We start from the raw sequence: 19,683 nt of genomic DNA, 5'->3' as shown, positions 1-19,683 counted from the left end.
TCATGCTTAAGCCCACAGTAGGGCTGGCGTTGTCCACAGAAGCGCGTTCGGGCGCGGGCTGTCGTCCGGGGCTGGTAGCAAGGACGGGTGAGCACACCGGAGAACCTGCGCGACGACGCCGAACGCTGCCTGCGGGCACTGGCCGGGGAGGGGGCGCGGCTGCGCGACGACCAGTGGACGGCGATCCACGCACTGGTCGTGGAGCGGCGCCGGGCCCTGGTGGTGCAGCGCACCGGCTGGGGCAAGTCCGCGGTCTACTTCGTGGCGACCCGGCTGCTGCGCGAGCGCGGCGCCGGGCCGACGGTGATCGTGTCGCCGCTGCTGGCGCTGATGCGCAACCAGATCGAGGCCGCCGAGCGGGCCGGGATCGCCGCCCGGACGATCAACTCCGCCAACACCGAGGACTGGGAGCGGGTCTTCGCCGAGGTCGAGGCCGGCGAGGTCGATGTGCTGCTGGTCAGCCCCGAGCGGCTCAACAACCCCGACTTCCGCGATCTGGTGCTGCCCAAGCTGGCCGCCGGGGCGGGCCTGGTCGTGGTGGACGAGGCGCACTGCATCTCCGACTGGGGCCACGACTTCCGGCCCGACTACCGGCGGCTGCGCACCCTGCTGGCCGAGCTGCCGCCGGGCGTTCCGGTGCTGGCCACCACCGCGACCGCCAACGCCCGCGTCACCCAGGACGTCGCCGAGCAGCTGGCCGCCGACGACGCGCTGGTGCTGCGCGGCGCGCTCGAACGCGACTCGCTGCACCTGGCCGTCGTCCGGCTGCCCGAGGCCGAGCGCCGGATCGCCTGGCTCGGCGAGCACCTGGACGCGCTGCCCGGCTCGGGCATCATCTACACGCTGACCGTCGCCGCCGCCCACGAGATCGCCGGCTACCTGCGCGAGCGCGGCTACGAGGTGGCGTCGTACTCCGGCCAGACCGAGCCCGCCGAGCGGCTCCAGGCCGAGCGCGACCTGCTCGACAACAAGCTGAAGGCGCTGGTCGCGACCAGCGCCCTGGGGATGGGCTTCGACAAGCCCGACCTCGGCTTCATCGTCCATGTGGGCGCGCCGCAGTCGCCGGTGGCCTACTACCAGCAGATCGGCCGCGCGGGCCGCGGCGTCGACCGTGCCGAGGTGATCCTGCTTCCCGGCGTGGAGGACCGCGACATCTGGGCCTACTTCGCCAGCCTGGCCTTCCCGCCCGAGCCGGTCGTACGGGCCACCCTCGACGTCCTGGAGGAGGCCGGCCGCCCGCTGTCGACCGGTGCCCTGGAGCCGCGCGTCGACCTGGGCCGGGCGCGGCTGGAGATGATGCTCAAGGTCCTCGACGTCGACGGCGCCGTCCGCCGGGTCAAGGGCGGCTGGACCGCCACCGGGCAGGACTGGGCGTACGACCGCGAACGCTACGAGCGGGTCGCCGGCGAGCGCGCCCGCGAGCAGCGCGCCATGCTCGACTACCTGGCCTACGAGGGCTGCCGCGAGGAGTTCCTGCGCCGCCAGCTCGACGATCCCGCGGCCGAGCCCTGCGGCCGCTGCGACAACTGCACCGGCCGGCACTGGCCCGCCGACGTGTCCGACACCGGCACCGCCCAGGCCCGCGAGCGGCTGCGCCGTCCCGGCGTCGACGTCACCCCGCGCCGGATGTGGCCCACCGGCGTCAAGGACGACCCCGGCGTCTCCGGCCGCATCGCCGCAGGTCAGATGGCCGAGACGGGCCGCGCGCTCGGGCGGCTCACCGACATCGGCTGGGGCAACCGGCTGCGCGAGCTGCTGGCCGGTCCCGACACCGAGATCCCGGCCGAGATGTTCGACGCCGTGGTCAAGGTCATGGCCGCGTGGGACTGGCCCGCCCGTCCCGCCGGTGTCGTGACGATCGGCTCGCGTACCCGGCCGCGGCTCGTCGGCGGTCTGGGGCGGCGGCTCGCGGAGATCGGGCGGCTGCCGTACCTGGGCGAGATCGTCCCGCTGGGGGAGCCGGTGCCGCGCCGCCACAACAGCGCCCAGCGGCTGCGGTCGGTGTGGCACGCGCTGACCCTGCCCGACGACGTCGCGGCCGCCGTACGCGACGCGGGCGGCCCGGTCCTGCTCGTCGACGACCGGATCGAGACCGGCTGGACCATGACGGTGGCCACCCGGATCCTCCGCGAGGCCGGCGCGCCGTCCGTCCTACCGCTGGTCCTGGCCGTGACCACCTGACGCCCCGGCACGTTCGAGGCTGGCGCGTTCGAGGCCGGCAGGTTCGAGGCCGGCAGGTTCGAGGCCGGCACGTTCGAGGAAGGTGCGGACCTCCGCGGCCTCCGGGACACCGAGCTCCTCGTACAGGTCGAGGGCCGGCCGCCCATGCTCGCGAGCCCGCTCCGAGTCCCCGAGTGCGAGGTGGGAGCGTGCCAGTCCATCGTGGGCGCGGGCCTGCTCCGGCCGGTTGCGGGTCAGGTCGGCGAGCGCGAGCGCTGCCGTGTGCTGCTCGACCGCCCGAGCCGAGTCGCCCGCCGCCTCGGCCAGCCCGTTGAGCGCGGCCGCCTCGTCGGTGGTGTTGCCGAGCGTGCGGTAGAGGGCCGCGGCCTGCTCGTGGCGGGTGCGCGCCTGAGCGAGCTCGCCCTGGTGCCGGAGGACGACGCCGAGGTGGTTGAGGATCGCCGCCTCCCCGGCCGGGTTGCCCACCTTGCGGTGGAGCGCCAGCGCCAGGTCCAGGTGGCGGCGGGCCTCGTCCGGACGGTCGGCCCGGTCGAGGACGAGGGCGAGGATGCCGAGCACGTGGGCCTCGCCCCAGGTGTCGGCGCCGATCCGGGTGAGGTCGAGTGCCTGCTTGAGGTACTGCTCCGCCTGCCCGTCCTGGCGGCGGCGCAGAGCCACGTTCCCTAGGGTGAGCAGTGCCCGGGCCCGTTCGAAAGCCTCCTCGCAGGCGTCGAGGGCCTGGTGAGCGTGCTCCTCCGCCCGCTCGTACTCGCCGAGCCGCCAGTAGGTCCACGCCAGGTCGGAGAGCGCCCCCTTCTCGAACTCGTGGTGGCCGAGCCTGCGGCTGCGCTGGAGCGCGAGGGTGTGCAGCGTGAGCGCGTCGTCGTGGTGCGCCTGCGCGTCGAGGTAGGGGCGCATCGCCAGGGCCAGCATGCCCAGGCAGATCTCGGGTCCGTGGACGGCGGTCGCGATGATGTTGGAGCGCTCGGCGTCGAGCCAGGCGAGCGCCTCCGCGGCGTCGCGGACGGGTGCGATCGGGGTGGGCGGCTGGGGGATGCCCTCCCGCTGCCCGACGCTGTGCGGGAACAGCCGGTCGATCGCCGCGCGCGAGCGGTGCAGGTAGTAGGTGAGCAGCCGCAGGACGGCGCCGTCGTCCTCGGCGATCGAGCGGGCGTGCTCGCGGAGCAGGTCGTGGAAGGTGTACCGGCCCGGCTCGAGCTGCAGCAGCATGTGGGCGTCGAGGAGGCCTTCGAGGAGATCCTCCGCCTCGTCCTCCGGGATCCCCGCCAGGGCCGCCGCGCCGTACGGATCGATGTCGCGGCCGGGCGCCGGCCCGAGCAGGCGGAACATGCGCTGCTCCCCGGCGCCGAGCTGCTCGTAGGACAGGGCGAAGGCCGCCGACACCCCGTCCAGGAGCCGGCGGTGGTCCCGCAGCCGATCCGCCAGGTAGGCCACGGTCCAGCGCGGGCGGTGCTGGAGGCGGGCGGCCGAGATCCGGATGGCGAGCGGGAGGTACCCGCACAGCCGCAGCGCCTCGCGTACGGCGTCCGGCTCCTGGCGGGCGCGCTCGCCCACGATCCGCTCGAATAGTCCGGCGGCGTCGTCCTCGCCCAGCACGTCCACCGACAGCGCGTGGGCGCCGTCCAGGTCGACGAGCCGCCGCCTGCTGGTGATCAGGACGAGGGTGCCGGAGTGCCCCGGCAGCAGGGGGCGCACGTGCTCGGCGTCGAGGGCGTTGTCCAGGACGACGAGGACGCGGCGATCGGCCAGCTCGGCGCGCCAGAGGGCACCGCGCTCGGCCGGCGTGACCGGGATGCGGTCGGCGGGCACCCCGAGCAGGCGGAGGAGGGATTCCAGCGCGGCGGCGGCGTCGATCGGCTCCCGGCCCGCGGTGTGGGCCTGCAGGTCGATGAAGAGCCGGCCGTCCGGATGGCGGGCGGCCAGCCGGTGGGCCACGTGCACGGCGAGCGCGGTCTTGCCGATCCCGGCCATGCCGTCGATCGTGACGACCGCCGGCCTGCGGTCCTCGTCCAGGAGCCGCTCGAGCTCGGCGGTCCGGCCGGAGAAGTCGGGAATGTCGTTAGGTAGGAAGGTCGGGCGGAGCGGCGGGCCGGAGACCACCGGTGCGGCGTCGGCCAGGCGCAGGGCGGGATCGTCCGCCAGGACCGCCCGTTCCAGTTCGGTGAAGGCGTGTCCGGGGTCGAGGCCCTGCTCGTCCGCGAGGGCCGTCCGGTACGAACGCGCCGCGGCCAGGGCGTCGGCCTGCCGTCCCGCCCGGTGCAGGGCCAGGACGAGGTGCCCGTTGAGCTTCTCGCGCAGCGGATTCGCGGTCACCTGGGCGGCGAGCCCGTCGAGCAGATCGCCGTGCCGCCCGGCGGCGAGGTCGCCCTCCACCAGGCGCTCGTACGCCGACAGCCGCCGGTCGTTCCAGAGCTCCCGCACGCCGGTGACGTAATGCGCGTGCACGTCCTCCAAGGCTTCGCCTCGCCACAGATCCAGGGCCTCGCGCAGCTTTCCGGCGGCCACCAGTTCGGTGAACTCCTGCGCGTCCACCTGTCCGGGCTCCGGCCGCGCGACGTAGCCGCCGGCACGGGTCTCCAGCAGCCCCACGGCTCCCGCACCGCGCAGTACCTTGCGGATCGCGGTGATCGAGGCGTGGATCTGCGATCGGGCGGTGTCGGGCCGGTCGTAGCCCCACATCGCGTCGATCAGCCGGTCGATGCTGATCACCCGGCCGGCATTGAGCAGGAGGTGGGCCAGTACGGCCCGGTGACGTGGGGCGATGCCCGCCATCGGCTCGCCGTCGACGGTCATCTGGACGGGTCCGAGCAAGGTGAAGCGCAGCATCGTCCCCCCGATAGGCATTCCGATATGCGGCGATAGGCGGCACATCGCACGCGCATAGCGAATCTATCAATCCGGGCATCCAACCTGATCTCACACGAACCGAACACGGAACACCCGAGACACGGAACACCCGAGACACGGAACACCCGAACACCTGAGACGCGGAGGAAACGCCATGGAAGCCCGGATGAAGAACCCCGCCACGATCATCCCCGCCGCGATGAAGCCGATCATGGAGCTGATGACGGCCGCCCAGTCCCAGGGTCTGCCGCAGGAGCTGATGGAGATGATCCACCTGCGGGTCAGCCAGATCAACGGCTGCAGCTTCTGCGTCGACGCCGGCCTGAAGAACCTGCGCAAGCTCGGCGAGAGCGACGACCGCATCGGCCTGGTCATCGCCTGGCGCGAGACGCCGTACTACACCGATGCCGAGCGGGCCGCCCTGGAGCTGGCCGAGGCCGCGACCCGGCTGGCCGACCGCGCCGACGCCGTCCCCGACAAGGTCTGGGACAACGCCGCCGACCACTTCGACGAGCAGCAGCTGGCCTCGATCCTGCTGATGATCGCCACCTCCAACCTCTTCAACCGCCTCAACGCCCCGATCCGGCAGACCGCCGGCAGCTGGTAGGCCCGATCCACGTACAGGCCCGGGCCCACGTACAGGCCCGGGCCCACGTGCTGGTCCGGCCCTACGTGCAGGTCCGGCCCTACGTACAGGAGGTACCGACATGTCCGTCGTCCGATCGCACCGCTACTCCGTCGCCGGCGCCGACCTGGAGGAGTTCCTGGCCCGCCGGAGCTCACTGATCGCGACCGTCCGGGAGGGGCACCCCGGGCTCACCCGCGCCGTGCTGGTCCGGCTCGAGGACGGCACGTACACCGACACCTGGCACTGGGAGACGGCCGGGCAGATGGGCGCCGCGCTCGCCGCCGTCCCCGCCTTGCCGGAGGCGCCGCTGACGATGGCCCTCACCCGGGACGGCACCGCTCTGAACGGCCACATCGTCGACGAGCGCTGAGGCGACGAGCGCTGAGCGGAAGTGGCGGAACGACGGAACCGCCCGCCGCGGCCCCTGGACGGGGTCGCGGCGGGCGGTTCTCTACCGTCGGTTCTTGCCGGTCAGTTCTTGATCTGATTGTCGACGACGTCCAGAGTCGGACGCGCACCCAGGTGCTGCATGGCCCGCGCCGCGAGCCGGCAGCCCGCGGTCAGGGCGTCGGCCGGCTGCTTGCCGTCCAGCCAGGGCGGCAGGAAACCGGCGACGAACGCGTCACCGGCTCCGGTGCCGTCGATGACCTTCTCGACCGGCTCGGCGGCCACCGTGACCGGCTCCGGGCGGCCGTTGGTGTACCAGAGGGCACCCTCGGAGCCGTTCATGATGACGACCTGCGGGTACCAGGCGGTGAGCACCTTGGCGGCCTGATCGGGAGTGTCGCGCCCGGTCAGGACCTCGGCCTCCTTGGCGTTGACCACCAGCATCCGGGCACCCTGCGTCCACTCCAGGAACGGCTCGGCGCCCATCCGCTTGAGCGGCGAGGACGAGCCCCCGTCCACCGAGATGGACATCTGGGCCTTGCGGGCCAGTTCCAGGGTGTGGATCGCGGCCTTCCGGGACCCCTCGTTGATCAGGGCGTATCCCGAGAGGTGCAGGTGCGTCCCCTGGTTGAACAGATCTCTGCAGCGATCGATGTCCTCGGGCAGCAGCGCCGCGTTGGCGCCCGGGTCCGAGAGCATCGTCCGGTCGCCTTTGTGCGTGACCAGGACCACGCAGGTACCGGTGGGGCGCTCCTGGTCCATGACCAGGCGGGCGTCCACTCCGTACCCCATGAGTTCCATGTCACGGTTACGGCCCGCGATGTCGGATCCGCGGCGGCCGACGAAGGCCGCCTCGATCCCCTCGAGGGCCAGCCAGGAGGCCACGTTGGCGCCGGAGCCACCTCCGTGCGTCGTCACGGCGGCAGGCGTGTCGCTGCCCTTGGCCAGCGGATATGCGGCACGAGCTATGGTGTCAGTCATCAAATCGCCGACCACGACCACGCGCGTCATGGAGTCATCACCTCGATCAACACGGCCCGCGCGAGCGGCATTCAGGGCGTGTGGACGACCGTAACAGCTCTTGACCCCCGAATAGGTCTCGAACGCGCAGCGAAACCGGGGAACCCGGCGATTTTCCCTGGGCGCGTCTTGGGGCGCCGTGCCTTACCCTCGGGTAGGTGAGCGAGGGGTACCCGGACCACTGGGAAGCCGACGTCGTCCTCACCGATGGCGGGACGGCTCATCTGCGTCCCATCACGGAAGAGGACGCCGAACTCCTGCGGTCCTTCTACGCGCGGCTGTCGCCCGAGTCGATCTACTACCGCTTCTTCTCCCCCCGGCCGCGGCTGTCCGACCGCGAGGTCGAGCACTTCACCACCGTGGACTACGACCGGCGCGTGGCGCTGATCGCCACGATCGGCGGCGCGATGGTGGCGGTGGTGCGGTACGACACGCTCACCGACCGCCCCGGTACGGCCGAGGTCGCCTTCCTGGTCGAGGACGCCCACCAGGGCCGTGGCCTCGCGGCGGTGCTGCTGGAGCACATCGCGGCGGCCGCCCGGGAGCGCGGCCTGGAACGGTTCGTGGCCAGCGTCCTGCCCGACAACCGCCGGATGACCCGCGTGTTCCGCGAGGTGGGCTACCGCGCGGAGCAGCATTTCGAGGACGGGGTCATCGAGCTGGTGCTCGACCTGGAGCCGACCGAGACCTCAGTGGAGGTCATGGCCGCCCGCGAGCACCGCGCCGAGTCCCGTTCCATCCAGCGGCTGCTGTTCCCCGGCTCCGTCGCGGTCATCGGCGCGAGCCGGGCCGAGCACAGCGTGGGACGCAGCGTTCTGCGCCACCTGCTGCGCGGCGACTTCAGCGGGCCCGTCTACCCGGTGCACCCCACCGCGACGGCCGTCGCCGGTGTACGGGCCTACGCGTCCGTGCTGGACATCCCCGACGACGTCGACCTCGCGATCGTCTCCGTACGGGCGCCCTCGGTGCACGAGGTGGTCGAGCAGTGCGCGAGCAAGGGCGTGCGCGGCCTCATCGTCGTGTCGTCCGGTTTCGGTGAGACAGGCCCGGAAGGCCGGGAACGCCAGGAGGAACTGGTCCGGCTGGCCCGCGCGTACGGAATGCGTGTCGTCGGTCCCAACTGCCTGGGCATCGCCAACACCGACCCTGACGTACGGCTGAACGCGACCCTCGCCCCCCGCATGCCCGGCCGGGGCCCCGTGGGCTTCTTCTCCCAGTCCGGTGCGCTGGGCATCGCCATCATGGAACGTACGGCGGAACGGGGCCTGGGCCTGTCGTCGTTCGTGTCGGCCGGCAACAGGGCGGACGTGTCGGGCAACGACCTGATGCAGTACTGGGAGGAGGACCCGGCCACCAAGGCCGTCCTCCTCTACCTGGAGTCGCTGGGAAACCCGCGCAAGTTCACCCGCCTGGCCCGCCGCCTGAGCCGCCGCAAGCCGATCGTGGCCGTCAAGAGCGGCCGCAGCACCCAAGGCGTCCCGATAGGGCATGCCGCCCAGGCGCTCAGCCTGCCCGACCACGCGGTCAGCGCCCTGTTCGCGCAGGCGGGCGTGATCCGGGTGGACGACCTGTCCGAGCTGTTCGACGTGGCCCAGCTGCTGGCCTACCAGCCGCTGCCCGCCGGCGACCGGATCGCGATCATCGACAACTCCGACTCGCTCGGCCTGCTCGCCCAGGACGCCGCCGCCGCGCTGGGCCTCCAGGCCGCCGCCCCGCTCAACCTCGGGCCCCGCGCCGGCGCCGAGGAGTACGAGGCGGCACTGGCCGCCGCCATCGCCGACGACGAGGTCGACGCCGTCGTGGCGCTGTTCACCCCGCCCACGATCGGCGGCTACGACCTGCGCGTCCCCGAGCAGATCCGCAACCTCGCGGCGGGCAGCACCAAGCCGATCGTCGCGACCTACCTGGGCTCCAAGGGCATGCCGGAGGACCTGCGCATCACCGGCCCCGACGGGATGCCCGCCGAGGGATCCGTCCCCTCGTACCCGGCTCCGGAGGACGCCGTACGCGCCCTCGCCTATGTCATCCGGTACGCCCAGTGGCGCCAGCGCCCGCAAGGCCACGTCCCCGACCTCGCCGACACCGACCGCAAGCGCGCGCGGGGACTCGTCGGCGAATGGCTCGCCTCCGACGACTCCGTGGACGCGACGCCGCAGCAGGCCGCCGACCTGCTCGCCTGCTACGGAATCGCGGTCGAGGACAAGGGCGAGGGCGTACCGACGCGCATCGTCACCATGGAAGACGCTTCCTTCGGCGCCGTCGTCTCGTTCGGCCTGGCCGACGAGACCGCCGCGCTCCTGGACGACCGCGCCTTCCGCCTGGCACCCCTGACAGAGGTAGAGGCCGCCGAACTGGTGCGCGCCATCCGTACGGCACCCCTCCTCCTCGGCCACCGCGGCGCCGAACCCGTCGACGTACCGGCCCTGGAACTCCTCCTGCTCCGCGTGTCCCGCCTCGCCGACGACTTCCCCGAAGTCGCCCGGCTGGAACTCAGCCCCGTCGTGGTCGGACCCTCGGGCGCCGCCGTACGTGACGTCACCCTCCGCCTGGCACGCCCAAGAGGACCACGCCCAGAGCTGGGACCCCGGAAGATGAGGTGACCCGTCCTTAGCTAGGCGGCACCGGGTCGGGTTCCGGGCCTGGCGGTACGGGGTCGGGTGCTGGGCCGGGTGGTACGGGCTCCGGTTCCGGCGTAGGCGGTACGGGGTCGGGCGCGGGGCCCGGCGGTACGGGTGCGGGTGGCCTTGGTGGCGGGCCGGGTTTGGGGCCCGGCGGCGGCTCCGGCGGAGGAACCGGAGGCTGCGGCGGCGGGGCCGGGTCCGGTGTGGGCGGCGGGACCGGCGGCGGCGACGGCATCGGATCTCGATCTGCCATGCCCTCGTCCTACCCGGAGGGGACCCAAATGACCACGTTGGGGGCACGTCGTGTGCGGTGGCCGCCCTGGACAGGGCAGGATAGGGCCATGAGGGAAACCCGAGCGACGGCTAGTGGGTTGCGCACGGCGATCGAGCGCAGCGGATACTACCCGGCCCTGGTCGCGGACGCGGTCGAGTCGGCGATAGGCGACGAACGAGTGATCGCCTATGTGGTTCATCACGAGGCGACGTTCGACCCGGCGATGGAGGTCAGGCGGCATGTGACCGTACTGGTGCTCGCGGCGTCCAGGCTGCTGGTCTGCCACACCGACGAGCACCCACCGGGCGAGGGCATGGCCCAGCCCCACGCTTCCACCACCACCGAGGCGGTGAAGATGGACCGCGTCCAGTCGGTCGCGGTCACCAGGGTCGTCCCCGACCCGGCCTCCTACGTGCCCGGCGTACCGCCCACCGAGGTGGTGCTGACCATCGGGTGGGGGGCCATCGCGCACATCGATCTGGAGCCGGCCACCTGCGGCGACGAGAACTGCGAGGCCGACCACGGCTACACCGGCAGCGTGACCGCCGACGACCTGTCACTGCGGGTGAGCGAGGCCGCCGACGGCCGCGACGCGGTCGTCCAGGTGCTGGCGTTCGCCGAGGCGCTGTCGGCCGAGACCGCGAGGTGAGCGACCCTCCCGTTCCCCGGTACGGGACGAGCGCGCTCGCCGATCTGCCGCCGTCGGTGCTGGCGTCGCTGGGCGTTCCGGGGGCGTCCAACGTGCTCGATCTGCCCGCGACGCCGCGCGCCTGCGTGCTGATCGTGGACGGGCTGGGGTGGGAGCTGCTGCAGGCCCACCGGGAGCTGGCCCCGTTCCTGGCCTCGCTGGCCGGTACGCCTCTGACCGCGGGTTTTCCGGCCACGACCGTGGCCAGCCTGGGGTCACTGGCGACCGGCCTGCCGCCCGGCGGGCACGGCCTGCTGGGCGTCCAGGTGGCGATCCCGGGGACCGGGCGGCTGCTCAACTGCCTGCGCTGGCAGGACGACACCGTCGATCCGGCCACGTTCCAGCCGGCCCCGACGGTGTACGAGCGGGCCGCCGCCGATGGCGTGCACGTCTCGTACGTCGGGCTCGGCGCGTACAAGCGCAGCGGGCTGTCCCAGGCCACGGTCCGGGGGGCTGACTACCTGAAGGCCGACGGCCTCGGCCAGCTGGTGGGACGGGCCGAGCACGCGCTGGGCGAGGGCGAGCGCAGCTTCGTCACGGTCTACCACGCCGACCTCGACGCCACCGGGCACCGGTTCGGCGCCGATTCGCCCGAGTGGCGGCATCAGCTGCGCTTCGTCGATCTGCTCGCCGAGCAGATCGCGGAGATCCTGCCTCCGGGCACGGGGCTCTACATCACCGCCGACCACGGCATGGTCGACCCCACCGAACGCGTGGACGTCGACACGACACCGGCTCTCCAGGAGGGCGTGGCCCTCATCGGCGGAGACGCCCGCGCTCGCTACGTCTACAGCGAGCCGGGCGCCGGCGCCGATGTCCTGGCCGCCTGGGAGGGCACGCTCGGCGACCGGGCCTGGGTCCGTACGCGGGACCAGGCGGTGGCGGCGGGCTGGTTCGGCGAGGTGGCGCCCGGGATGCTGGAACGGATCGGGGACGTGATCGCGGTGCCCCATGCCGACCTGGCCATCGTGGCCTCGGAGCGGGAGCCGTGGCTGACGCGGATGGTCGGCATGCACGGCTCGCTCGTCCCCGCCGAACTGCTGGTACCGCTGCTGCGGTTCGTCCGCCCGTGAGCGCGTTTCCGCCGGTGAACGGGAGACCGGCGGATCCCCCCTCGCAAAAACCCGGCATCGCGGGCCAAACTGTCGATGTGCATCCACTCATCGACGTCCCCGCGCTGGCCCGGTCCGTACGGCGGGATCCCCCGCCCGTCCTGCTCGATGTGCGATGGCACCTGGCCGGCCCGCCGGGGATCGACTCCTACCGGCGGGGCCACCTTCCCGGCGCGGTGTTCGTCGACCTGGACCGGGACGTGGCGGGTCCGCCCGGCCCGGACGGGCGGCACCCGCTGCCGGATCCGGGCGGCTTCGAGGCCGCGATGCGCCGCGCCGGCGTCTCCGCCGGCCGGCAGGTCGTCGTCTACGACGACGCCGATTCCACGGCCGCGGCGCGGCTGTGGTGGACGCTGCGCTACTTCGGCCACGAACACGTCCGGGTGCTGGACGGCGGCTTCCGCGCCTGGCGGGAGTCCCAGCCCGTGACCGCGGAAGAGCCCGCCGTGAAGCCCGGCGACTTCATCGCCCGTCCCGGGCGCCTGCCCGTCCTGGACGCCGACGGTGCCGCCGCGCTGGCCCAGGCCGGTGTCCTCCTGGACGCGCGCGCGACCGAGCGCTACCGGGGCGAGACCGAGCCGGTGGACCCGGTGGCGGGCCATATCCCCGGTGCCAGGAACGCCCCCACCCTGGGCAATGTGGGCGTCGACGGCCGTTTCCTGCCGCCAGAACTGCTCCGCGAGCGGTTCGCCGGGCTGGGCGCCACCGACGCGGTGGACGTCGGCGCGTACTGCGGCTCCGGCGTCACGGCCGCCCACGAGATCCTCGCCCTCAACCTCGCCGGCATCCCGGCCGCCCTGTACGTGGGTTCCTGGTCCCAATGGATCACCGACCCCGAGCATCCGGTCGCCACCACCGAGCCGTGACCACCGGGACGTGACCCGTCAGCCCGCGCCGTAGCAGTTGAATCCCGCCAGGCCCGGGGTACGGGGCAGCGTGGCCAGGGCCTGTGCGGGGCTGAGACCGGTGCTGAGGCGCGTGTGGAAGGCGGTCATGAAACTCGGAGCCTCGGCGTCGCTGACGGGCGTCACGCTGGCGATCACCGTGGCGGTGCCGAGGGCGAGGAGCATGCCGACCATGCCCGTCACGGCGTCCTGGTCGCCGTGGCCCGTCCGGCCAAGGTCGCAGGCCGACAGGACGACCAGGCGCGGCGGCAGGTCGAGTTCCTCCATGTCGCAGAGCATCAGAGGGCCGTCGGCCAGCCGCAGGCGTGAGAACAGGGCGCTGCCGTCACGGAACTCCCCATGCGCGGCCAGGTGCGCCAGCTCCGCTCCCTGGAGCGCGTCGCGTACGGCCTCCGCGCGGGCCGTGGGGCCGATGTGGGTCTGCGCCTCCGGGTAGAGGCGGCGGAGCGCGTGGATCTCCTCCTGGGCGTGGGCCAGGTCGGGGCCCGATGCCAGTACGACGCGGCAGGCCGGACGCGCGGTGTTGACCGATCGGGCTTGCAGCCAGGCGGCGGCCGACGGGACGAGCGTGTACGGGCGGTCGTGCAGGAAGGGCAGCACCGCCCAGGGGAGTGCGTGCAAGGGGCCGGTGGGCGCGATGACCAGTTCCTGGTCGTCGATGGTGAGCGGGGCCAGGAGTTCGCTCAGGCGGTCGCTCGTACGGGCCAGGCCTGAGTGGGCCTGGGAGTCGTCCCCGTGCAGGCGGCGCAGCGCGAAACCGGCCAGTCGTGCGTGATGCAGTACCTCGTCGTAGGGCGCCAGGTGGTGATGGCTGAGGTCGCCCTTGCGGATGGTCACCGCGTGGAGTTCGTCTCCAATGCGGATGAGTTCGAGGAGGGCGCGGTCTCCCAGGGCCGACATCAGCTCGGCGCTCTGGAGCGGGATGTGGGCACGGCGCCCGCCCGGGCGCGTACGGGTGCGGGCCTGGATCTTGGCTTCGAGGACGGCCAGCCGGCCGGGCGTCTCGTCCTGGGCCACGGCCATGGCGTGCTGGGCACTGAGGGCGCGGAGCTCGGACAGCGCCGCCGCGCGGGCGGGATCGCGGGGCGGGCGCAGGGACACCGGCCGTACGGAGGCGCGGCGGCGTTCCTCGGTCAGGAACAGCTCGCGTGCCGAACGGGCCATCCGCAGGCCGAACTCCGCCAGCTCCTCGCCCAGCCCCGCCGCCCGGGCCCGCAACTCCAGGGCACCGAAGACCTCGGCGTACTCCTCCACGACACGAAGGCCCGCGTCGACGGCGACGCGGGCGCCGTCCTCGTCCCGGCGTGCCCAGTGCTCCAGCGCGGTGGCGTGCCAGGCGGCGGCGCGGAGCGGGGCCGGGCCCTGGTCGCGGGTACGGGCCACCGGCTCGAGGAGGTGGCCGGCGGGGCGTCCCAGGTGCAGGGCGATGCGGGCGGCGATGATGCCGGCCTCGGCGGAGGTGTCGGCCCACCCGCCCTCGTGCAGCCGTGCGGCGGTCGCCACGGCCGTACGGAGGAAGACGGCCGAACGGTCGCCGGCGGCCCAGCGGGCGCGCAGGAGGAGGTGCTCGGCCAGCAGCATCCAGCCGGTGCGTTCCTGGGCGGCGAAGGCGGCGCGGGCGCGCTCGGCGGTCTCGGCGGCCCGCTCGGGATCGCCGTCCGCCAGCTCGGCGTGGGCCAGCAGGAGCAGGCCGTCGGCGATGTCGCACCGGTAGCCCTGGGCCGTGACCTCCGCCAGCGTGGCCGCGAGGAGCGGTCGCGCTTCGCCGGGCAGGCCCGCTTGGATGAGCGTCTCGCCGAGGTCGAAGCGGCACTGCATGACGCGTTCGCGGGACAGGCCGGGCTCGGCGATGGCGAACAGCCGCAGAGCCCTCGGTACGTCGCCGCGCCTGGACGCGACGAAGGCGAGGTTGGCCCGGGCCATCGCGGTGAGGTGCTTGAGGCCCGCCGCTTCTCCGATGGCGATGGCCTCTGTCAGGGCCGATTCGGCGGTGTCGACCTCGCCGCCCAGGGCGCGGGCCAGGCCGAGGTTGGTGAGCAGTCCGGTCAGCGTCACGGGGTCGCCGGCGCGGCGGAGCCGGGGGAGGGCCCGGGCCGCGACCTCGCCGGCTTCGGTGACCCTGCCGGAACGGGCCAGGGCACACGCGATGTTGGCGGACAGGCGATCGGCGTCGGGTCCGTTCAGGATGCCCTCCGCGCGGGCCGCTTCGGCAAGGGCGGACTGGAAGTCGCCCCGAGCGGTCAGCAGGCCGACGAGGTTCATCCGTACGAGAGCGGCCTCGTAGCCCTGCGCGCGCGCCAAGGCCCGCTGGAGGAGCGCCATGCCTTCGTCCAGCAGGCCCAGCTCCTTGGCGGCCAGCCCTGCGGCGCGCAGGGCGATCACCGCGGACGCGTCGTCGCCCGAGGCTTCGGCGCGGGGCAGCAGCGCCCGAGCGCGCGCGTGCGACGCCGCCGGGTCGGACGCCGCCAGCCGCAGCAGCGAGAGCGCCTCGGCCCGGAGGCTCACAGCCGGATCCAGCTGGTCACGATGGACGTGCCGTCCGGCAGCCGGAACAGCAGGCTGACCAGCCCCTCGGGCAGCCCGGTCAGCGCGAACTGGCCGGCCCGGTCGGCCCGGGTCGCGGGCCGGTCGGGGGCCAGGCCGAGGTGCCGGACGTGCACCTGGGCGGGCGCGGGCGGCGCGAGGCGGCCGGCGATCTCGTGCTCCCGGCCCGCGGTGGCGATCTCCATCTCGATCACCGTGTCGCGGGCGGTGAACGTGAGCGCCCGCGCCGGAGCACCACGGGCCCCTGCCGCCCGTCCCGTCCGGTCGTCGGAGAGCTCGGCCAGCTCCGCGCCGGGCCGCCGCCAGGCCAGCGCCGAACGCGCCGAGGCCAGCACCTCGGCGGGCACCGGATCGATCGCCTGGAAGGTCGCGCGGACCTGCGAGAGCAGATCGTCGTGGTTCATCGCGGGAGCCTTCGCATCAGGTGCTCCAGGCAGCGCGCGCGGGTCGGGCCGATGCTGCCGACCGGCATCTCCAGTGCCGTGGCCAGCTCGGCATAGCTCGGCGCCACGGCGAAGAGCCGCAGCAGCACCTGGCAGCGCCGGGGGAGCGCCTGCAGGGCGGCGGCGACCTGCCCGAACCGTTCACGGGCCAGCGCGATGTCCTCGGGCGCCCGCGCGGCCGACGCCGGCAGGCCGGTCTCGCCGCCGACCGTGGTCTGCCGCGCGGCGCGGCGGGCGGTGTGCACGCTCTCGCGGCGTACGGTGACGACCAGCCAGCCGCCGACCGCACCCGGGTGCTCGATCCGGTCGATCCGTTCGACCAGGCGCATCCACGTCGTCTGCACCACGTCGCCCGCGTCGGCCTCGCCCAGCCCGTACGTGCGCGCGACCGACCAGAGCAGCCCGCTGTAGCGCTCGACCAGCCGTGCCCAGGCCGCCCCGTCCCCCTCGCGTGCCCGGACCACCAGATCGGCCACGTCCTCGTCGGACCGGGCCGTCGGACGGGTGCCTTCACGCTGATCGTTCATGCGGCGGCGCCCAGGACCACACCGAGGTCGGGGAGCGTGTGCCGGACGGCGGGGTCGAGCAGTCCGTCGGCGGCCTCGACGGCGCCGATGCCCTCGGCCGCCGCCAGGCCCGCGACGCGGCCCGCCACGGCGGGAGTCGCGAACGAGGTACCGCTCCAGGTGGCGTAGCCCTCGAAGCGGTCACCCTCGGGACGCGGGCCGTCGAACCGGACGTAGCTGCTGGTGATGCCGACCCCGGGGGCGCAGGCGTCCACCCACCAGCCGTAGTTGGAGAACCAGGCGCGGTCGCCGCGCCCGTCCAGCGCGGCCACCGAGATCACCGGCTTGAGCGCGGCGGGCCAGAACGGTCGGTCGGTCCCGGCGTTGCCCGCGCACGCCACCACGACCGTGCGGCGGCCCAGCGCGGCGATCGCCCGTGCCAGCACCGGCGACGGGCGGTCGTCGAACGTGTGGCAGCCGATCGACAGGTTGACCACGTCGGCACCGCCCGAGGCGGCCAGCCGGCCCAGAGCCCGGATGACGTCGAGCTCGTCGCCGACGCCGTCGCCGCCGATGACCCGGAGCGCGCGCAGCCGGGCGGACGGCGCGTACCGCAGCAGGACCCCGGCGATGAACGTGCCGTGCCCGGCCTGCGCGTCGAGCTCGAAGTCCAGATCGGCGTCGAGGACCTCCGCGACTTCCTCGCGCTGCTCGGCGTACCAGGCGGCGTCCTCGTACCAGGGATGCGGCGACAGGCCGGTGTCCAGGACCGCGACGGTGACCTCGCGCCGTGGCGGGGCGCCGGAGGGGGCGGGCGGTGGCGCGGCGGGACGGGGCAGGTCGGCGGGGCCGCTCCACCACAGCGGCTGGCCCTGGACGAGGTGGTTGGGCGCGATGCTCAGGCTGCGGTGCCGGGTGTCGCCGCCGAGCCGGTCGGCCAGCTCGCAGACGTCGACCTTGGCGGGGGCGCGCAGCCGCAGGCAGGTCACGCCGTGCTCGTCGTGGCGCGAGTCGTACCAGCGCCGGACCAGGTCCTGTGCGGTGTTCGCGTCGTGGCCGCCGACCAGGAGCTGGTCGCGCCGGATCAGCGCGCGCCGTCCCGGTACGGGCTCCACGACGACGGCGTCCGGATGGCGGGCCAGCAACCGCTCCAGCCGGGCCTCTTGGTCGAACATCCGTCCTCCCTTTCACCTGGAGTGACCACAACATCACCCATGGTGCCCGTCTGTGGGGTGGTGCGGTGGCGGTTCCGGAAAATGTGCGTTACTGGAGACGTGATCGGACGTGCGGGGTTCCGGGAGGTCGTGCGGTCGCGGGCGGCGGCGTCCGAAGCGTGGGCGCGCGTCGCGAGCCTGATCTCCGGTGCGCTGCCGCTGCTGGCCTTTCCCCGGCCGGGGCTGGCGTGGTTCGCCTGGGTCGCCCTGGTGCCCGGGCTGGTGCTGATGCGGTCGGCGCCTACGGTCCGTACGGCGGCGTTCAGGGGCTGGTGGTTCGGGACCGGATACCTGCTCGCCGCCCTCTACTGGATGGTTCCGAGCATCGGGCCGGGCCTTCTCCTGGTCGCCGTGGTCTTCGGCGCCTTATGGGCGGGGTGGGGAGCGGCCGCCCGGTGGCTCTCCCCTGCGGCGGCGGTGGCCGTTCTGCCGTGCGTCTGGGTGGCGATCGAGTTCGTGCGTTACTGGCCTCGCTTGGGCGGTCCGTGGGCGTTGCTCGGAGCGACCCAGTGGAAGCACCCGATGGTCCTGAGCCTGGCGGCTGTGGGCGGCGTGTGGCTCATCTCGTTGGTGCTTGTCGCCGCCAACACCGCGCTTGCGCTGGCCCTGCTTTCGCCACGGCGCAGGGTCGTGCCCTTGGGGGTCGCGCTTGCGTTGATCGGCGTAGGGCCGCTGACCTATGCGCTGCGCCCCGCGCCGCCTGCTGGCAGTACGTTCCGCGTCGCGCTCGTACAGCCTGGTGTCCTCCCTAACCGGGCGGTACGACTCACCGAAGGTGAACGCATCACGGCCGGTCTGCCACCGGTGGACCTCGTCGTCTGGGGTGAGAGCAGCGTCGGGTACGACGTCGTACGCGACCGCGACGTGGCGTCCCGTCTCGACGCCCTGGCCACCAGGAACGGCCCGCTGCTGGTGAACGAGGACGCGCGCGACGCGAGCGGCCGCATCTCCAAGAGCGCGATTCTGCTGCGTTCGGACGGATCCCGCGAACGGTACGTGAAGACGCGGCTGGTGCCGTTCGGCGAGTACATCCCGTTCCGTTCGGCCTTCGGGTGGCTGACCCGGATCAGCAAGGCCGCGGGCGAGGACCGGGTGCCGGGGACCGGTGTACAGGTCATGCAAGCGGGCGACATCACCTTCGGCCCCCTGATCTGTTTCGAGTCCACGTTCCCCGACTACGGGCGGGCCGTCGTGCACAAGGGCGCGCAAATGCTCGTGTACCAGTCGTCGACATCGACGTTCCAGGACAGCTGGGCGCCCGCACAACACGCCTCGCTCGTCGCCGTACGCGCCGCCGAGACGGGCCGTCCGGCCGTCCAGGCCGCGCTGACCGGGGTCACGGCGGCGTTCGACGCCCAGGGCCGGCGCCTCACCTGGATGGACACCGGCGAGCGCGGCGCGGCCGTCGTCACGCTGACGTCCCCGCCCCGGGACTTCCGCACGCCGTACGACCGGTTCGGGGACTACGTCGCCTACCTGGCGGTGGTCGCGAGCGGTGTGACGTTGCTCATCGCGGCACGCCGTTTGCGGCGCCGATCCCCGCGCCCGCAGGCGACGCGGGACGGCAACGCTTGAGCAAAGAGCGTTCGTGCGGTGGTGCGACCCGTGCCAATGATGCAGAATGAGGGACGCGGACGCCGTCTTGTGGTGTGCGAGGCCGTAGGGGAAGACGAGCCTCAGTACAGATCCAGGAGGTCCGGTGACCGCACGTGGCGTTTTTTACGTCCACTCCGCGCCACCTGCGCTGAGCCCGCATGTTGAATGGGCCGCCGCAGGTGTACTCGGTGTGCCCGTTTCCCTAGATTGGGCCGATCAGGCGGCCGCTCCGGGGACCTTGCGCGCCGAGCTGCATTGGGAAGGCAAGCCCGGGACCGCCGCCGGGATCACCTCCGCGCTGCGCAACTGGAAGCTCGTGCGCTTCGAGGTCACCGAAGACGCCACACCCGGCTGTGACGGCGTGCGTTACAGCTTCACCCCCTCGCTGGGGGTGTTCACCGGGGTGACCGGCGCCGACGGCGACATCATGGTGCCCGAAGACCGGCTGCGCACGGTCATGGCCAACGCGGCGGTCGGCAAGGGCTCGCTCGAGGGCGAGCTCGACCGCCTGCTCGGTACCCCTTGGGACAACGAGCTCGAGCCGTTCCGGCGGGCCGGCGACGGAGCACCGGTCCGCTGGCTGCACGCCGCCGTCTGAGCGGCCGAGGCTCGGCGACGTAAAAGACTCTGGCCCCCGCCGCGAGGCGGGGGCCAGAGTCCTTACTGCGGCTGGTCAGTGCTGGGCTGTCCAGTGCTGGGCCGCTCGGGTGCTGCGGC

Annotated in this window: 15 protein-coding genes; 9 read left to right on the top strand and 6 right to left on the bottom strand. The window is 73.3% G+C overall.

Annotation, left to right across the window (positions count from 1 at the left end; genetic code table 11):
* Window positions 1–87 precede the first annotated feature (87 nt).
* Entirely contained in the window at window positions 88–2,181 is a 2,094-nt protein-coding gene (locus ACH34Q_RS08990; protein WP_395982322.1) for a RecQ family ATP-dependent DNA helicase, read from the top strand.
* On the opposite strand, the gene ACH34Q_RS08985 is transcribed toward ACH34Q_RS08990, so the two are convergent.
* Window positions 2,152–5,025 carry a BTAD domain-containing putative transcriptional regulator gene (locus tag ACH34Q_RS08985; RefSeq protein ID WP_395982321.1) on the bottom strand — a complete coding sequence of 958 codons (2,874 nt, stop codon included), beginning with the start codon at window positions 5,023–5,025 and terminating at the stop codon, window positions 2,152–2,154. The genes ACH34Q_RS08990 and ACH34Q_RS08985 overlap by 30 nt on opposite strands.
* Before the next feature lie 157 nt (window positions 5,026–5,182).
* Between ACH34Q_RS08985 and ACH34Q_RS08980 the strand changes: the two genes are divergently transcribed.
* Window positions 5,183–5,635 (top strand): carboxymuconolactone decarboxylase family protein, encoded by a 453-nt coding sequence (locus ACH34Q_RS08980; RefSeq protein WP_395982320.1) that lies wholly within the window; start codon window positions 5,183–5,185, stop codon window positions 5,633–5,635.
* Between the two features lie 100 nt (window positions 5,636–5,735).
* Entirely contained in the window at window positions 5,736–6,026 is a 291-nt protein-coding gene (locus ACH34Q_RS08975) for a hypothetical protein (protein WP_395982319.1), read from the top strand.
* Window positions 6,027–6,127: 101 nt separating this feature from the next.
* On the opposite strand, the gene ACH34Q_RS08970 is transcribed toward ACH34Q_RS08975, so the two are convergent.
* A complete protein-coding gene (locus tag ACH34Q_RS08970) occupies window positions 6,128–7,054 on the bottom strand; it encodes a carbohydrate kinase family protein (protein ID WP_395982318.1) in 927 nt (308 codons plus the stop codon).
* 167 nt (window positions 7,055–7,221) lie between these two features.
* On the opposite strand from ACH34Q_RS08970, the gene ACH34Q_RS08965 reads away from it, so the two are divergent.
* The 4 genes from ACH34Q_RS08965 (at window position 7,222) to ACH34Q_RS08950 (ending at window position 12,624) form a co-directional block, all read left to right on the top strand.
* Window positions 7,222–9,663, top strand: a complete 2,442-nt coding sequence (locus ACH34Q_RS08965) for a GNAT family N-acetyltransferase (protein WP_395982317.1) — start codon at window positions 7,222–7,224, stop codon at window positions 9,661–9,663.
* Window positions 9,664–10,025: 362 nt separating this feature from the next.
* A complete protein-coding gene (locus tag ACH34Q_RS08960; protein WP_395982316.1) occupies window positions 10,026–10,607 on the top strand; it encodes a DUF5998 family protein in 582 nt (193 codons plus the stop codon).
* Complete coding sequence (locus tag ACH34Q_RS08955; RefSeq protein ID WP_395982315.1) at window positions 10,604–11,719, top strand: alkaline phosphatase family protein; 1,116 nt, start codon at window positions 10,604–10,606, stop codon at window positions 11,717–11,719. The genes ACH34Q_RS08960 and ACH34Q_RS08955 overlap by 4 nt, the downstream gene beginning before the upstream one ends.
* Window positions 11,720–11,796: 77 nt before the next feature.
* Window positions 11,797–12,624: a sulfurtransferase gene (locus tag ACH34Q_RS08950; protein ID WP_395982314.1), complete on the top strand. Its 828-nt coding sequence runs from the start codon at window positions 11,797–11,799 to the stop codon at window positions 12,622–12,624.
* An 18-nt stretch (window positions 12,625–12,642) separates the two neighbouring features.
* On the opposite strand, the gene ACH34Q_RS08945 is transcribed toward ACH34Q_RS08950, so the two are convergent.
* From ACH34Q_RS08945 to ACH34Q_RS08930, 4 genes are read right to left on the bottom strand one after another with little or no spacing between them, the layout of a single operon-like run.
* Complete coding sequence (locus ACH34Q_RS08945; RefSeq protein ID WP_395982313.1) at window positions 12,643–15,168, bottom strand: CHAT domain-containing protein; 2,526 nt, start codon at window positions 15,166–15,168, stop codon at window positions 12,643–12,645.
* Complete coding sequence (locus ACH34Q_RS08940; protein WP_395982312.1) at window positions 15,165–15,611, bottom strand: hypothetical protein; 447 nt, start codon at window positions 15,609–15,611, stop codon at window positions 15,165–15,167. The genes ACH34Q_RS08945 and ACH34Q_RS08940 overlap by 4 nt, the downstream gene beginning before the upstream one ends.
* On the bottom strand, window positions 15,608–16,177 hold the full coding sequence (locus ACH34Q_RS08935; RefSeq protein WP_395982311.1) for an RNA polymerase sigma factor: 570 nt from the start codon (window positions 16,175–16,177) through the stop codon (window positions 15,608–15,610). Before ACH34Q_RS08935 ends, ACH34Q_RS08940 begins: the two co-directional genes overlap by 4 nt.
* On the bottom strand, window positions 16,174–17,331 hold the full coding sequence (locus ACH34Q_RS08930; protein WP_395982310.1) for a S8 family peptidase: 1,158 nt from the start codon (window positions 17,329–17,331) through the stop codon (window positions 16,174–16,176). Before ACH34Q_RS08930 ends, ACH34Q_RS08935 begins: the two co-directional genes overlap by 4 nt.
* A gap of 99 nt (window positions 17,332–17,430) precedes the next feature.
* On the opposite strand from ACH34Q_RS08930, the gene lnt reads away from it, so the two are divergent.
* Window positions 17,431–18,945: an apolipoprotein N-acyltransferase gene (gene lnt / locus ACH34Q_RS08925; RefSeq protein WP_395982309.1), complete on the top strand. Its 1,515-nt coding sequence runs from the start codon at window positions 17,431–17,433 to the stop codon at window positions 18,943–18,945.
* 124 nt (window positions 18,946–19,069) lie between these two features.
* A complete protein-coding gene (locus ACH34Q_RS08920) occupies window positions 19,070–19,564 on the top strand; it encodes a DUF3145 domain-containing protein (protein WP_395982308.1) in 495 nt (164 codons plus the stop codon).
* Window positions 19,565–19,683: the final 119 nt, after the last annotated feature.

It is taken from the genome of Actinomadura sp. 9N407, assembly GCF_044326315.1.
In the GTDB taxonomy this organism is placed as follows: Bacteria; Actinomycetota; Actinomycetes; order Streptosporangiales; family Streptosporangiaceae; genus Spirillospora.
This window is presented reverse-complemented; position numbering and strand designations above follow the sequence as displayed.